The following is a 14,653-nucleotide window of genomic DNA, read 5'->3' as shown; positions in this document are numbered from 1 at the left end:
CGCATGGTGTGATCGATGGCGTTGATGAAACCGAAGCTTCCGTGACGGAAGCCAACACGGAAACCAGCGACTTCTTTGGCGTTGGCTCGACCTTCACGCTCACAACTGCTATTGGTGAGAATGTTGTTGGTACGGAACTTGGGGACACGTTCAACGTGATTGGCGACGGTGCTGATATAACGCTGAACACCTTCGATGTGATCAACGGCGCGGGCGGTAATGACACGCTCAATCTCTTGTTGACAACGGCTGGCGGTGGTCTTCCAACCACTGCCCAGATGAGCAGCGTGGAAAACATCCACGTTGATGCTACTACTATTGTGCTCACGGCTCTTGACTCCTCCGCCCTTCTGGACGTTACGAGCCTTGACGTCGGTGGTTTTGGTGCAACTGCCATCACGCTTGGGGAAGGTCAGTCTCTGACATTGTCCAACACGACAGCGGCTACTACCACGCTTACGGTTGATGCAGAGGAAGTCGCTACGACGATCCACTTGGATGGCGCAGCCACTGCAACCGCTGTCACGCTGGTTGGTGCTGCAAACACGACACTGGACGTAGAGGGTTCGGTTGCTGGGGCGGGTGCGACTGCTCTGACCGTGAACGCAGCGGCCACGACGGAAACGTTGGATCTTGGGCTGTCGTCCGATACAGTCGTCACCGCCGCTGGTACTGTACTCACGACCATCGACGCTTCGGCTTCGACTGGTGACCTAGGGCTTGCTGCGTCAGCTACCGTCGAAACCATCTTGGGTGGTTCTGGTGTTGACACTATCGCAGAAGGCGCAGCGGGTACTCTCGTTCAGGGTGGCGCTGGTGCCGATATCATCACGCTTGACGCGACTGCACCTTCGGATGTGGTCATTAATCTTGGCGACAGCGGTGTGACACTTGCGACAGTGGATACTGTCACTGGCTTCGCCGCCGCGTCCGATCATCTGGACTTCAACCTTGCAGACGGCTCTGCCACCAATCTCGTCGACGGCGGCGTCTTCTCCAGCTTCCTTGATGTGCTGACAACCGCCGATACTACTGTGTTTGATGGCACGGTTCAGTACTTCTTCGGCAACGATGGCGTTAACACCTACGTGTTCGTAGATGCCGATCTCGATGGTTCGGCTGATATGGCAGTGACTCTTGTCGGTAATATCGCGCTGACTGAGGATAGCTTCATCGCCTAATCACCCTCTCACCTGAGAGTGATCCAACTACTGACCCCCGCTGGCTTAGGCTGGCGGGGTTTTTCTATTCAAGCAGGAGCCTATAATGAGCGACCAAGCCAGCCCGGCCATCACCATCGACGGCAAGACATACGACCTCAACAGTCTCTCCGAGGCCACCAAGGCGCAACTCGTCAATGTGCAGACGGTGGACCGAAAGATCACCGAGCTTCAACAGGATATAGCCATCATGCAGACGGCCCGTGCAGCCTATGCGCGAGAGCTGACGAGCGCGCTGAAGAACGAGCGCGACAGGGAAAAGCCGCTGTTTTGATCTGGTGAGCTTACTAGCTTCCTACATCGACCTCGCGTCTCTGAAGTGGGGCAATGGAAATACCGGGGGATGGTCGATCTGTTTTTAGGCTCGACAGATCCAAGCCTGGATATTCAATCGAGTTCACTATATCTGCTCGCCGCTTCAATGTGCCTTCCGGCAGGACGCCGTTTGCGCTGGTATGTCCGAAGAGGAAACCGAACTGCTCGTCTAGATACCCCGCCCTGAGCGCATCGATTGCGCCATGGCGGAGGCTATAGAGCGATACGCCTCGCCCTTTCTTGATTTTCAAGCGCGTAAGGTAAATGCCGAAATTCTTTTCGAAGCTGGCAATCATCTGCCCGCGTTGATTTCGCACGGCAGTAGGGAACAGACGGGCCTCGCCCGCCGCTTTCATACGGTCGAGGTATTTGATAAATCCAAGGGCAATTAGTTCAGGGTGAATAGGCACGACGCGCATTGATCCTCGTGTTTCTACGCTATTCTTCCTCTCGCCTTCTTCGGTAATATGAAAAATCCAAATACCATGCTCCTGCCGAATGTCTGACACGGCAAGCTGTGCAATCTCGCCGGGTCGAGCGCCGGAATAGAGCATGATCAATGGAACCCAATAACGGTAATCCCGTATCATGATGTTACCTGGCTTCGCCCAACATCGAGACGCTTCATCGCTCTGGCAACCGGTGAACAAAGGTGAGGCGAAAAGGATGTTCATTTGATCGACGGTGAACGGAAGCATCAAGCGCTTGTGCCGATCAAGGGATTGTTGATGGCCGACGACGGGGTTGCGGTCTAGGACACGACGAAGCACAAGCCAATCGCAGAAAGCGCCTACGGCGGACAAGTGTCGATTTACGGTTCTGTCACTGATTGTAGGTTTCTTGACGGACACATTTTTCTTGATCACTTGACGCATGGTCATGCCACGAAAAAGGGCGATCTCCGCAGCCTTTACCGGCCATTTCATCAAGAGGTCTTTCCAGTCACCGACATGCCTCCCCGTGATCGTCGCAGGCGCAATGTTGCCGATGGTGTCGGCGAACAGCTTCACGTCGCGTCGGGCCTGGGTAAGCGTGTCGGCGCTGATACCTTTAACGTTCTCACGAGCATACCGATCATAAAGGTCCATGATCGTTTCGATTTGGTCCATTTACTCCCTATCTCGTCCTGTAATATAGCAGGCCATTCCAGGGGAATTAGAGGGCTGGAACGTGAGGATTGCAAGAGTTAAGGCTGGAAAACGATCACTCAGCCGACTTCCCCGCGATAGAGGGCGGCGTAGGCGTTTCCGAGCGCTTCGGCCGTAAACAGGGTTTCATACCGTTGCCGCGCGGCCGCTCCAAAGCGGCGGGCGAGAGCGTCGTCGGCCAGCAATCTGTTCATGGCGCCGGCCAGCGCGTCGGGATCGCCGGGGGGCACCACGAAGCCGGTTTCGCCATCGGCATTGACATAGGACGTGCCCGTGCCGATCTCGCATGAGATCAAGGGGCGGCCGTAGGTCGCGGCTTCCACCAGCACCATTCCGAATGCCTCCGAGCGCTGGTGCGACGGCAGCACGAATGCGCGGCAGCCGGCCAGGAGACGGTATTTTTCCGTCTCGCTCACGCGCCCCGCGAATTCGACGTTGTCGCAGCCGGTTTCGCGCGCAAGCCGCTTCAACGCCGGCCCCTCCGGCCCTTCGCCCGCGATGACGATCCTGGCTTTTACCCGTTTAGCCGCCTCGATCAGCGTCGTCAGGCCCTTGTAGTAGCGCAGCACGCCCACGAACAGGAAGTAGGGTTCAGCGTCCGGCTGCGGGGCGGGGTGAGGGTATTGCAGGCTCAGATCCTCGATGCCGAGCGGAATGACGCGGACCCGGTTCCTCACCCGGGCATCCGACAGAAACGGGCTGGTTGCGGCATAGGTCGGCGAGGTGGCGACGATCGCCTCCATCGCGTCCGTCATGCGGCGCATCAGCGGCGCATAGAGCCGCGCCAGCATCGCCTGGCGCACGATGTCGGAATGGTAGGTCATGACCGCGCGCGCGGCCGGCCTGACCGTCAGGTGCAGCAGGTCGGCAAACGGCCATGGAAAATGGTAATGAATGACGTCGTGCTCGGTAGAAAGCCTGGCGAACAGACGCCACGCATCGGGGCCGCCGAGATCGCATGAGGCGGGCGCCGCGAAGGAACGGCTGCGCCATGTGACGCTGTCATCGACCTCCAGACGCTGCGGCCTGGGCTGCGGCGACAGGCAAAATATGCTACTGTCGATGCCGAGCGGCCTCACGCTGCGGCAAATCTGGCGGATCGCCTCCTGCAAGCCGCCCTCGGGGTCGGGAAAATAGGTCCGATAGACATGAAGAACACGCATGGAATTAGCGGCTGTGCCCTATTTCAGGCGCTTTTCGCCGTGAAAGAAAAGTCTCTGCCTTCTTCACTGTTGCCCTCATGGCCATAGTTGCCCGCACCGGCAGAGCGGCGGCAGACCATCCAGAAAAGCCAAGCAGGAAGCCATCACGGCCCGCTTTTCTGTTCCGGTCATTTTTGCTCGATACATGCAGAAAGCGGCCTCTTCTTACCCAGTTTATTGTTCTAGAGCGCGTGGTGAGTTTCATATACGCCCGGCGAGCTTCAACGCCTTGTTTTCGTGCATGTCTTTACCCTGAAAACGCGTCCAACTTCTGGAGATATGCTTGAGGCAAGGCCGTCCGTCTGCGGGCTGTGTGTCAAACACTCCAAACAGCGTGGTAACAGTTTTGTCACTGTGTCATAATATGCCAATCGGAGCGCGAGAACGGGGTTTCATTGTGGAGGGCGCGATGGTATTCACGGCGCAGTTATAGCCTGGCAAGAAACGTTCTGCTGAATGAGATGCGCTATCTGGCGGTGCAATCTTCCTCAGGTTAATCTGACCATCGAAAGAAGCCAAATGCAAGTCGGAAACCCGTTCGTTTCAGCGCTGAAGACGTACCGATCGATCATCGCGTCGACAGTAATCTTCAGCAGTGCGATCAACCTTCTCGTTTTCGTCTCTCCGCTCTATATGCTGCAAGTTTACGATCGGGTGCTGCATAGCCGCTCGGAGATGACGCTGGCAATGGTCACCGTGATCGCGCTGGCCATGCTGGCGATTTACGGTGTTCTGGAATGGCTGCGTTCCCGCATCCTGGTGCGCTCGGGCATGCGCTTCGACGACATGGTCGCCAAGGGCCTTTTCAACCGCGTCGTCACCAATACCTTGATGCAACCGCAGGCGCGCTCCGAATTCGCGCTGTCGGATATCGACAGGCTGCGCGAGTTCTTTACCGGTTCCGGGCTGATCGCGCTGTGCGACGTGCCGTGGATGCCGATCATGCTGGCGGTGTGTTTCCTGTTTCATCCGCTGATCGGCTGGGTGGCGCTTATCGGCGCGGTCATCATTTTTATGCTCGCCATCGCCAATGAGCTGATGACCAAGAAAGCGTTGATGGCGGCCAACAACCATTCTCAGTCCGCACAGCATTTCGCGACGTCGACGCTACAGAACGTCGAGGTCATTCGTGCGCTGGGCATGGAAACCAGCCTGCGTCAGCGCTGGCATGGCATGCACGTCAAGATGCTGGAGCAGCAGGCGATCGCCAGCGACAAGGCCGGGGCGCTGCAGTCGATCTCGAAATTCGTGCGCATGTCGCTGCAGACCCTGGTTCTGGGAACTGGCGCTTATCTGGCGCTGCGCGGCATCATATCGCCCGGCGCGATGATTGCGTGCTCCATCATCTCCGGCCGCGCTCTGCAGCCCGTCGACCAGGTCGTCTCGCAGTGGAAGCAGTTCGTGTCGGCACGCCAGGCGTACAAGCGCCTGAGCAAGCTGTTCAGGGAAACGCCGGGAGAGATCGCGCGCACGGAATTGCCTGCCCCGACAGGCGTATTGACCGTGGAGCAGGTAACCATCCTGGCGCCCGGATCAAAAACGCCTCTGTTGCAAAACGTGTCCTTCGACATCCAGCCCGGTGAGGCGGTGGCCGTGGTCGGCCCGAGCGGAGCCGGCAAGTCGAGCCTGGTTCGGGCCCTGGTAGGGGTCTGGCAGCCATTTTCCGGCGCCGTTCGCCTGGATGGAGCGGATTTGCAGCACTGGAACAAGGACGATCTGGGCGTTCATATCGGCTATCTACCGCAAACCATCGAGCTGTTTTCCGGCACCATCGCCGAAAATATTTCCCGGTTCCGTGACGACGCTTCTTCCGAGCAGATCATCAAGGCTGCGACCCGTGCGCATGTTCACCAGATGATCCAGAACCTGCCCGAGGGCTATGACACGGAAATCGGTTCCGGCGGACGCGGGCTCTCTGGCGGGCAGCGCCAGCGTATCGGGCTGGCGCGGGCGCTCTTTGGCGAACCTTCGCTCATCATTCTCGACGAGCCCAATGCCAACCTCGATAGCGAGGGCGAGGAAGCTCTGTTCCGCGCCATTCACGAGCTGAAAGCTGAGCGCAAGTCGATCGTCTTCGTCAGCCACAAGATGAGCCTGGTGGCATTGTCGGAGAAGGCATTGCTGCTGACGGACGGACGCGTGCGGTCGTTCGGCCCGACCAAGGACCTGTTGCAGCCGAAGGCGCCGCAGCAAGTATCTGCCGCCGGGGCGGTGTCCGATATAAGGACGGCGGGTACGTCCACCGCTGTCCAGAACGGTATGCCCGCCGCCGCGCGTCAGGCTATCTGACCAAAGCAGGCGAAGCGATCCAACGCATAATCACTTATCCCCAGTCGGATAGATCATGAAGAAAATTACCGCCGCCGATCAGAGTAAATTTTCACCCGCACGGTACATCGCCGCCGGATATGTCACGCTATTCCTGACATTCGGTGTGTTTGGTACCTGGGCTGCCACGGCGCCCCTGGCCAGCGCCGTGGTCGCTGCCGGCGTCGTGTCGGTTGAATCGAACCGAAAGACCATCCAGCACCTGGAAGGCGGTATCGTTTCCGAAATCCTGGCCAAGGAAGGCGAGGTCGTCAAGCCTGGTGATATCGTGATCAAGCTCGATCCGACCCAGGCGCAGGGTTCTTATTCGATGCTGCAGAACCGCCGTTCCGTGCTGCGGGTGACGGAGGCTCGGCTCGACGCGGAAAGTGCTGCCGCCGACGCCATCGATTTGCCTGAAGACCTGAAGGGATCCGTCGACGAGACGGTGAACCAGTCAATCAAGCTGCAACAGACCATATTCGCCGATCGCAAGCGGACGCGTGACGGCCAGATCGGCATACTCAACGATCGTATCAGCCAGCTCGGGGAAGCCGTGGTCGGCCTCCAGCAGCAGAAAACCGCGATCGACGAACAGGTCACTTCTCTCGGTGAAGAAATCGTGCGGCTTACCAAGGGCAACGACCGCGGCGTTGTCGCGACGAACCAATTGGCCTCGGTCCAGCGGGCCAAACTGGATATGCAGGGCAACTACGGTCAGATAATATCGGAGATCGCGAAGCTGCAGCAGACCGTCTCGGAGACGAAGCTCCAGATCGTCCAGGTGAACCAGGAATTCGTGGAACGCGCCGGCAACGAGATGCGTGACATACGCGATCAGCTCAACGAAACCAGTGAACGTGCCGACGTCGCTCGCGATGTGCTTAATCGCACCGTGATCCGCGCGCCCGTCTATGGAATGCTGCAAAACATCCGCGTCCACACGATTGGCGGCGTGATCCGCCCCGCCGAGCCGGTCCTGGACATCATCCCGCTTGACGACGATTTGGTCGTATCCGCCAAGATACAGCCGATCGACATCGATAGCGTTCATGTGGGTCTCGATGCGGAGGTCCGCTTTTCTTCCTTCTCGGCACGAACGACGCCAGCCATTTTCGGCAAGGTGACCGTGCTGTCCCAGGACGTGATCGAGCCGACGCAAGCCAATCAGGAGCCTTATTACCAGGCGCGCATCCAGGTGGACACGAAGACCATTCCGATGGATTTGCGCGGCCGATTGTTGCCCGGCATGCCGGCCGACGTCATCATCGCCACGGGCGAACGCACGCTGGTGGAGTATCTTATCAAGCCGTTGACCGACACGTTCCACAAGAGCATGAAGGAAAAATAGCCCGGCCGGCCGCCATCGGTTCTGCGACAAGAGGGCGCTTTTGCGACCCCTCATCCATCAGAGCGCCGCGCATCCGAAGGGACGCACGGCGCTCTGATGCGCTAACAGGCAGACCCCGGAACGTGTGCAAAGCGTGCAGCTTTGCATGGAAACCGGCTACGGGAATGAGGGTGACAATTCCAACTATCCGGCTTAGAAGGCTCCGATCCTGATCGGGCACGCTGCGGCAAAGGCGTCGGATTTATCATTAGGAACGCATGCTTCGACATCTGTGGAAATATCGTTTTTTCGTTCTGACCTCGATCTGGAACGATTTCTATATGCGCTTTGTCCGCAGCAAGTTGGGCGGCGTGTGGCTGATCTTGCATCCACTGTCGCAGGTCATGATCTACGCCTTTATCCTGTCCAATCTTTTGGCCGCCCGGATACCTGGAATCGAGGGATCCTACGGCTACGCTATTTATCTCATGGCGGGGTTGCTCGGCTGGAATTTGTTCTCCGAAGTGCTTGACCGGTGCATGAAGGTATTCGTCAAGAACGCCAATATCATCAAGAAGATGAACTTTCCGCGCATTACGCTGCCGCTGATCGAGATCGGCTCGGCGCTTCTGAATAATGTCATGCTGCTGGTCGTCATGGTGGTCATCTTTTACTTGCTCGGCCACGAAGTCGGCTGGAGCATCTTGACCGTGTTTTTGTTGGCGCCAATCGTGGCGCTGCTGGCGGCGGGCATCGGTATCACGCTCGGCGTACTCAACGTCTTCATTCGCGATGTCGAACAGGTCATGCCGATCATCCTGCAACTGCTGTTCTGGTTCACGCCGATCGTGTATCCGGCGACCGGAATCCCCGAAAAATATCTCGCCTATCTTCGATTGAGCCCGGTCTTCCAGATCGTCACGGCGTACCACGAGGCGATTGTCTACCATCGTTTCCCATCGCTTTGGGGGATGCTCGTGCTGCTCGTGCTGGCGTTGGCAATCTGCGCCTTTTCGATCTTTCTTTTCCGGCGCGCCAACGCCGATATGGTGGACGTCCTATGATCGTCCTGCGAGTCGAGGCGGTTGCCAAGAGTTTCAAGGCCTACAAGTCCGAATGGCGGCGAATTGCCTCCTGGTTCCTCCCAACGGGACGGGTCACGCAGGAAAAGCAGATACTGCGCGACATCACGTTTGACGTCAGTGCAGGCGAAGCGATCGGCATCGTCGGCCAGAATGGCGCCGGCAAAAGCACATTGTTGAAGATATTGGCGGGAACGATACAGCCGTCCAGCGGCAATGTCTTTATCGATGGGCGCGTGGCGGCGCTGCTGGAACTGGGCATGGGCTTCAACCCGGATATGACGGGCCGGGCCAATACCTTGAATACGGCCGCGCTGATGGGCCTTTCGCGCATGCAGGCGGAGGCGGCATTGCCCGACATCGAGAAATTCGCCGAGATCGGCGAGTATTTCGACCAGCCGATCCGTATTTATTCGAGCGGCATGCAGGTAAGGCTCGCCTTCGCGGTCGCCACCGCCGTACGTCCCGAGATCCTGATCGTGGACGAGGCTTTGTCGGTGGGCGATGCTTACTTTCAGCACAAGAGCTTCGACCGCATCCGACAGTTCCGCGCCGAAGGCACGACGCTGCTGCTCGTTTCGCATGACCGTGCCGCCATCATTTCACTCTGCGACCGTGCCATCCTGATCGACAAGGGCACCATTCGCTCCGATGGCGATCCCGAAAGCGTGCTGGACGTGTACAATGCCATCATTGCCGAAAAAGAGGGCTACACGGTCAGCCAGACAATCGGCGAGGATGGCCGCATACGCACGACGTCCGGTAACGGCGAGGCGGTGATCGACAAGGTAGCTTTATTGGATGCAGACGGCGCCGAGATCGACATCTTGAAGGTGGGCCAGCGCGTTACCCTGCGTCTCGATATCCGTCTTATTGCCGACATTCCCAATCTCGTTGTTGGCTACATGATAAAGGACAGGCTCGGCCAACCCGTTTTCGGCACCAATACGTACCATCTTGGCGAGCCCCTTGCGGTGCGGCAGGCCGGGGAGGAATTGTCCCTGGGCTTTACCTTTGACGCCAATTTCGGCGAAGGAAACTATTCCGTCGCGGTCGCCCTGCATGAGGGCGACACGCATCTGGGCCGCAGTTACCATTGGCAGGATCTTGCGTTGACGTTTTCCGTCATCAACACGGACAAGCCCCGCTTCGTCGGCATGTCCTGGGCGCCACCCAAGCTGGAGCGGACGCAATGACGGACCACGCATTTTACCATGAGTTCGAGGCGAATTTTCGCGGCAGGCGCGAGGAGATTCTGGAGCGCCTGGCCGTCTACCTGCCTTTCCTTCGCCCCTTCACCCAGTCGACCGAAGGCGCGGAACTGGCCGATCTCGGCTGTGGCCGGGGCGAATGGCTGGAACTTACCGGCGAACACGGCATGCAGGCCCAGGGGGTCGACCTCGATGAGGGCATGCTGCAGGAGTGTTTTTCTCGCGGCCTGTCGGCGCGCAACATGGATGCCATCGCGTTCCTGCGCGCGCTGGCCGATGGCAGCCAGGCGGTAGTCTCCGGCTTCCACATTGCCGAGCATCTTCCATTCGAGGTGCTTCAGACCCTCATTGCGGAGGCGCACCGGGTGCTTCGCCCTGGCGGCCTGCTCATCCTGGAGACGCCGAATGCCGAAAACCTCGATGTCGGCACGCTGAGCTTTCATATGGACCCGACGCACAACAAGCCGTTGCCGCCGGGCCTGCTTTCCTTCCTTCCACGCTATCACGGCTTTGCCCGATGCAAGGTTCTGCGCCTGCAGGAGCGGAAATCGCTGCTGGATGCCGATACGGTGCGGCTGATCGACGTTTTCCGTGGCGTGAGCCCCGATTATGCCGTGATCGCGCAGAAAGCCGGCGAGCCGGAATTCCTGGCGCAGTTCGACCCGTTATTTGCCGCGGACTACGGACTTACCCTGGACACGCTCTCGGGGCGTTTCGAACATGGCATCCGCCAGGAGATCAGGTCCGTGGAGAACCATGTGGCGGATCTTCGCGATCAATTGCGCGAGTTCGTCGATTATCAGCAGCGGCTTGCCGCCGTCTATGAGAGTACGTCTTGGCGGATCACCAGGCCACTGCGCGTCGCAAGCCGGCTCTTGGGCGACGCCAAGGCCAAGGCAGCCCGCGCGCCTGCAGCGCTCGCGGCATTAGGCACGAAAACGACAAGGCGGCTTTTGATGCTGGCCGCCTCCAACCCCCGGGTCCGTGTCGCCGGCAAGTGGGTGCTGGACCGCTTTCCAGGCATTCAGGTGCGGATGCGTCCCTTCCTGCGGCCGCTCGGCAACTGGGCGCAGAGCCAGCATTTTCAGCACGACGTAACGGTCTCCAGCCTGTCTCCGAAGGGGCGGCAACTTTACAGGGCCTTGAGCGAGCGTCTGGGCGTGGGGAAGAATGACTGACATCCTGATTGATATGCAGGCCTGCCAGACGGAGAGCCGGTTTCGCGGCCTCGGCCGCTATGCCTATTCGCTGGTTCAGGCGATTGCCGAGCAAGCTGGCGAGAATGTTATCCATTTGCTCGTCAACTCGACTTTTCCCGAGACGCTGCCAGCGATACGGCGGGTATTCGACGGTCTTGTCAGGCCGGGCAATATCCATGTCGTTGAATTGCTGGACCATTGCGAAGATCGTTCGCCACGGCTGCGCTGGCGCCACGGCGCCTCGGCGTTGTTACGGGAAGCCTATATCGAGATGATAAGACCCGATGTGGTCTTCTGCCCCTCATTCTTCGAGGGCTATATCGATAGCGCCGTCCTTAGCATCGGTCGCCTTTCGTCGGTGCCGGTCGTCACCGCGGTGCATGACTTTATCCCGATGGTGTACCGGCAGGACTATCTGGACAAGGCACCGGATTTCAAAAGGCACTATCTGGCCAAGCTGGAGGAGCTGAAGAAAAGCGCCGGCATCGTCACCATCTCCCAATCTTCCTTTGCCGAGGCCGTCGAGTTTCTCGGCGTGGCCCCGGACATGATCGTCAACGCCTCCGAGGCTGCGGATTCGCAATTCCGCGTGCTGGAGCTTTCGGCAGCCGACAAGAAAAACATAAGAGCCACGTTCGGGCTCGAAAAGCCGTTCATCTTTTATACCGGCGGCAGCGATCCACGGAAGAACCTGGCTCGCCTGGTCGAGGCGTTCGCCCGTCTTCCGGACGAGCTTCGCGAAAGCCATCAACTCGTGCTCGCCGGCTCGATATCGGAACTCGATCGTTTCGCACTCCAGGACGTGGCGCGCCGGCAGGGGTTGCCAAAGGATGCGGTGAAATTTTTAGGCTATGTCGCCGACGACGATCTGATCCGGCTTTACAATCTGGCCAGCCTTTTCGTCTTTCCGTCGCTGCATGAAGGGTTTGGGCTTCCCTGCCTTGAGGCCTTGCAGTGCGGCACCGTCGTCCTTGCCGCCAATACATCCAGCCTCCCCGAGGTGATCGGCAATGACGAGGCCATGTTCGACCCGCTGTCGGTCGACGACATGGCCGCGAAAATGCAAGCGGCCCTGACCGATGCCGATTTGCGTGCCCGCCTTGCCGAGCGCGGCTTGCAACAGGCGGCCACGTTCTCCTGGCAGCATAGCGGTGAACTGGCCCTTGCGGCCATCAAGAAGGCCGCTGCCGTCTCGGAACCGCCGGAAGACTGGGCCGCGGCTTTGTCGCGCATCGAGCGCTGTCAGGAAAGACTGCTGAGCGCCCTGCAGCCCCTGCGTCCCAAAGCGAGCGAGCAGGATCTCATCCAATTCGCCGAGGCCGTAGTGCGCAACCGGACGGCCGCCGAGGCCCGGCTGCGCGCGGGGGGGCTTTCCAGCCCCATGCAGTGGCGGCTCGAAGGCCCGTTCGATTCAACCTACAGCCTGGCCGTGGTCAATCGCGAACTGGCGCGTGCGCTTGAAGCCGGTGGCGCGACCGTGTCGCTGCTTTCGGCGGAAGGGCCAGGTGAATTCGAACCTGACGCTGCTTTCCTCTCCGCCAATCCCGACCTTAACAAGCTGCATGAACGCGCGTCGGCGACGCCTGCCGGTGCCGTGGACGTCGTCAGCCGCAACATGTACCCGCCACGCGTGGCCGACATGGATGCCCGCATCAACGGGATGCACAATTACGCCTGGGAAGAGACCGGGTTTCCCTTCGACTATGCCCAGGGTTTTAACGAGAGCCTGCAGTTCGCCACCGTCACGTCGCAACACGTCAAGCGCTTGCTTGTCGATAGCGGGGTTTCGATACCGATCTCGGTGGTCGGCAATGGCATCGACCATTGGGAGCGTGTCGAGGCAGACAAGGATTACAAGGTCGCGACTGCCGGCTACACCTTTCTGCACGTCTCCTCCTGTTTCCCGCGCAAGGGAACGGACGTGCTGCTGGACAGCTACGGCAAGAGTTTCAGCGAAAAGGATGACGTTCTTCTCGTCATCAAGACGTTTCGCAACCCGCACAACCATATCGAGGAAATGCTGGCCGAGCGCCGCGCGGCCAATCCGGCCTATCCCGCCGTGCTGCTGATCATGGACGACATCGGCGATGGTGAACTGAAAGCGCTCTACCAGCAGTGCGATACGCTGGTCGCGCCCAGCCGCGCGGAAGGCTTCGGCCTGCCGATCGCCGAGGCGATGCTGTGCGGATTGCACGTGATCGCTACCGGCTGGAGCGGGCAGATGGATTTTTGCACCGGAGACAATGCCGATCTTATCGACTTCAGCCTTGCGCGCGCGGAAACGCATCAGCCCGACAAGCCTGAAAGCGTGTGGGCCGAGCCGGACGGTGATCACCTGGCTTTGCTGATGACTGACGCCTTCCGCCGCAAGGCCGGCCAGCCGCGTCTTCCCGTTCCAAAGGGGCTTCTGGAGGACTATGGCTGGGCCGCAGTGGCGCGACGCAATGTGCAAGCGGCAGCGCAAGCCGCCGAGGCATCATTCCTCGCAGACCCGAAAGTCGGCTGGATGTCGACTTACAACAAGCGTTGCGGCATTGCGACTTACTCCCAGCACCTCATCGACGTGCTCGGGCTGCCCACCGTGATCCTGGCCGGCCATACGGACCAGATACTGGGAAAGGACGGCGACAACGTCGTCCGCTGCTGGCATGAAGGCAAATCCGACGATTTCGCCGATGTGCTGGCGGCCATCGAGACGTGGAAGCTCGATTTGCTCGTGGTCCAGTTCAATTACGGGTTCTACGAGTTTGAACGCTTCGCCGCCTTCCTCCACCGCCTCGCGGATGCCGGCAAGACCGTAATCGTCACCCTCCACGCCACGATCGATCCGGCTCACGAACCGCATCGCAAGCTGGAAATGCTTGTTTCCGCACTTGCCCGCTGCGACCGCCTGCTGGTGCATTCGGTCGACGACATGAACAGGCTCAAGCGCCTGGGGCTGGTCGAGAACGTCTCGCTATTCCCACACGGCGTATTGGCGCCAAGACGGTCCTCGACTGCTGCAGCACCATCTGGAGGCCGCGGCAGCCGCCGGGTCACGGTGGCGAGCTATGGTTTCTTCCTGCCCAACAAGGGGCTGCTGGAGTTGATCGAGGCGATCCATCTGCTGCGGGGCAAGGGGCTCGACTTCCGCCTGCGGCTGGTCAACGCCGAGTTTCCGGCCGACACTTCCTATCGGCTGATCCAGGAGGCGAAGACGCTTATCGGCAAATATAGGCTGTGGCCCTATGTCGACTTGCGCACCGATTTCCTCAGCGACGAGGATAGCCTGGCGTTGCTCTCCAGCGCCGATCTGATCGCCTACACCTATCAAGAGACAACCGAATCGGCGAGCGGCGCGGTACGCTATGGCCTGGCGGCGGAAAAGCCTGTCGTCGTGACCCCGCTGCCGATCTTTCAGGACCTGGAGGAAAGCGTCTTCAAGCTGCCGGGTACGACGCCCGAACATATCGCGCAGGGGCTGGAACGCATCGCAGCGGCCGCTGCTGCCGGAGAGCCTGACTTCCTGGAGCGGGTGGGGCGAGCGCGGAAGTGGCGCGACAGCCACGCCTATCCCGTGTTGGGCCGCCGCTTGAACGGCATGCTGAAGGGGTTATTTCGCGACAGGCCAGCGCCGCCTTCCGATCTGGAACGCTAAAG

At 59.5% G+C, this 14,653-nt stretch carries 10 protein-coding genes; 8 read left to right on the top strand and 2 right to left on the bottom strand.

What is annotated here, in order from left to right:
• Window positions 1–1,181 (top strand): hypothetical protein (locus tag ACX3P0_RS10405; RefSeq protein WP_459088213.1); only part of this gene is annotated, 1,181 nt, incomplete at its 5' end.
• An 85-nt stretch (window positions 1,182–1,266) separates the two neighbouring features.
• Window positions 1,267–1,494 (top strand): DUF6447 family protein, encoded by a 228-nt coding sequence (locus tag ACX3P0_RS10400; protein ID WP_459088211.1) that lies wholly within the window; start codon window positions 1,267–1,269, stop codon window positions 1,492–1,494.
• Between the two features lie 13 nt (window positions 1,495–1,507).
• Here ACX3P0_RS10400 and ACX3P0_RS10395 read toward each other — a convergent pair whose 3' ends face one another.
• Both ACX3P0_RS10395 and ACX3P0_RS10390 read right to left on the bottom strand, forming a co-directional pair.
• A complete protein-coding gene (locus ACX3P0_RS10395) occupies window positions 1,508–2,644 on the bottom strand; it encodes a hypothetical protein (RefSeq protein WP_459088209.1) in 1,137 nt (378 codons plus the stop codon).
• A 98-nt stretch (window positions 2,645–2,742) separates the two neighbouring features.
• Entirely contained in the window at window positions 2,743–3,846 is a 1,104-nt protein-coding gene (locus tag ACX3P0_RS10390) for a glycosyltransferase (protein WP_459088207.1), read from the bottom strand.
• A gap of 558 nt (window positions 3,847–4,404) precedes the next feature.
• Here ACX3P0_RS10390 and ACX3P0_RS10385 point away from each other — a divergent pair.
• From ACX3P0_RS10385 to ACX3P0_RS10360, 6 genes are all read left to right on the top strand, one after another.
• Complete coding sequence (locus ACX3P0_RS10385; RefSeq protein ID WP_459088205.1) at window positions 4,405–6,174, top strand: type I secretion system permease/ATPase; 1,770 nt, start codon at window positions 4,405–4,407, stop codon at window positions 6,172–6,174.
• A gap of 55 nt (window positions 6,175–6,229) precedes the next feature.
• A complete protein-coding gene (locus tag ACX3P0_RS10380) occupies window positions 6,230–7,543 on the top strand; it encodes an HlyD family type I secretion periplasmic adaptor subunit (RefSeq protein ID WP_459088203.1) in 1,314 nt (437 codons plus the stop codon).
• A gap of 257 nt (window positions 7,544–7,800) precedes the next feature.
• Complete coding sequence (locus ACX3P0_RS10375; RefSeq protein ID WP_459088201.1) at window positions 7,801–8,586, top strand: ABC transporter permease; 786 nt, start codon at window positions 7,801–7,803, stop codon at window positions 8,584–8,586.
• Window positions 8,583–9,800 (top strand): ABC transporter ATP-binding protein, encoded by a 1,218-nt coding sequence (locus ACX3P0_RS10370; protein ID WP_459088199.1) that lies wholly within the window; start codon window positions 8,583–8,585, stop codon window positions 9,798–9,800. The genes ACX3P0_RS10375 and ACX3P0_RS10370 overlap by 4 nt, the downstream gene beginning before the upstream one ends.
• Window positions 9,797–10,993 carry a class I SAM-dependent methyltransferase gene (locus ACX3P0_RS10365; protein ID WP_459088197.1) on the top strand — a complete coding sequence of 399 codons (1,197 nt, stop codon included), beginning with the start codon at window positions 9,797–9,799 and terminating at the stop codon, window positions 10,991–10,993. Before ACX3P0_RS10370 ends, ACX3P0_RS10365 begins: the two co-directional genes overlap by 4 nt.
• Window positions 10,986–14,651, top strand: coding sequence for a glycosyltransferase (locus ACX3P0_RS10360; RefSeq protein WP_459088195.1), 3,666 nt, complete (start codon window positions 10,986–10,988; stop codon window positions 14,649–14,651). The genes ACX3P0_RS10365 and ACX3P0_RS10360 overlap by 8 nt, the downstream gene beginning before the upstream one ends.
• The last annotated feature ends 2 nt before the right edge of the window (window positions 14,652–14,653 follow it).

Source organism: Mesorhizobium sp. A556 (genome assembly GCF_054489545.1).
This window is presented reverse-complemented; position numbering and strand designations above follow the sequence as displayed.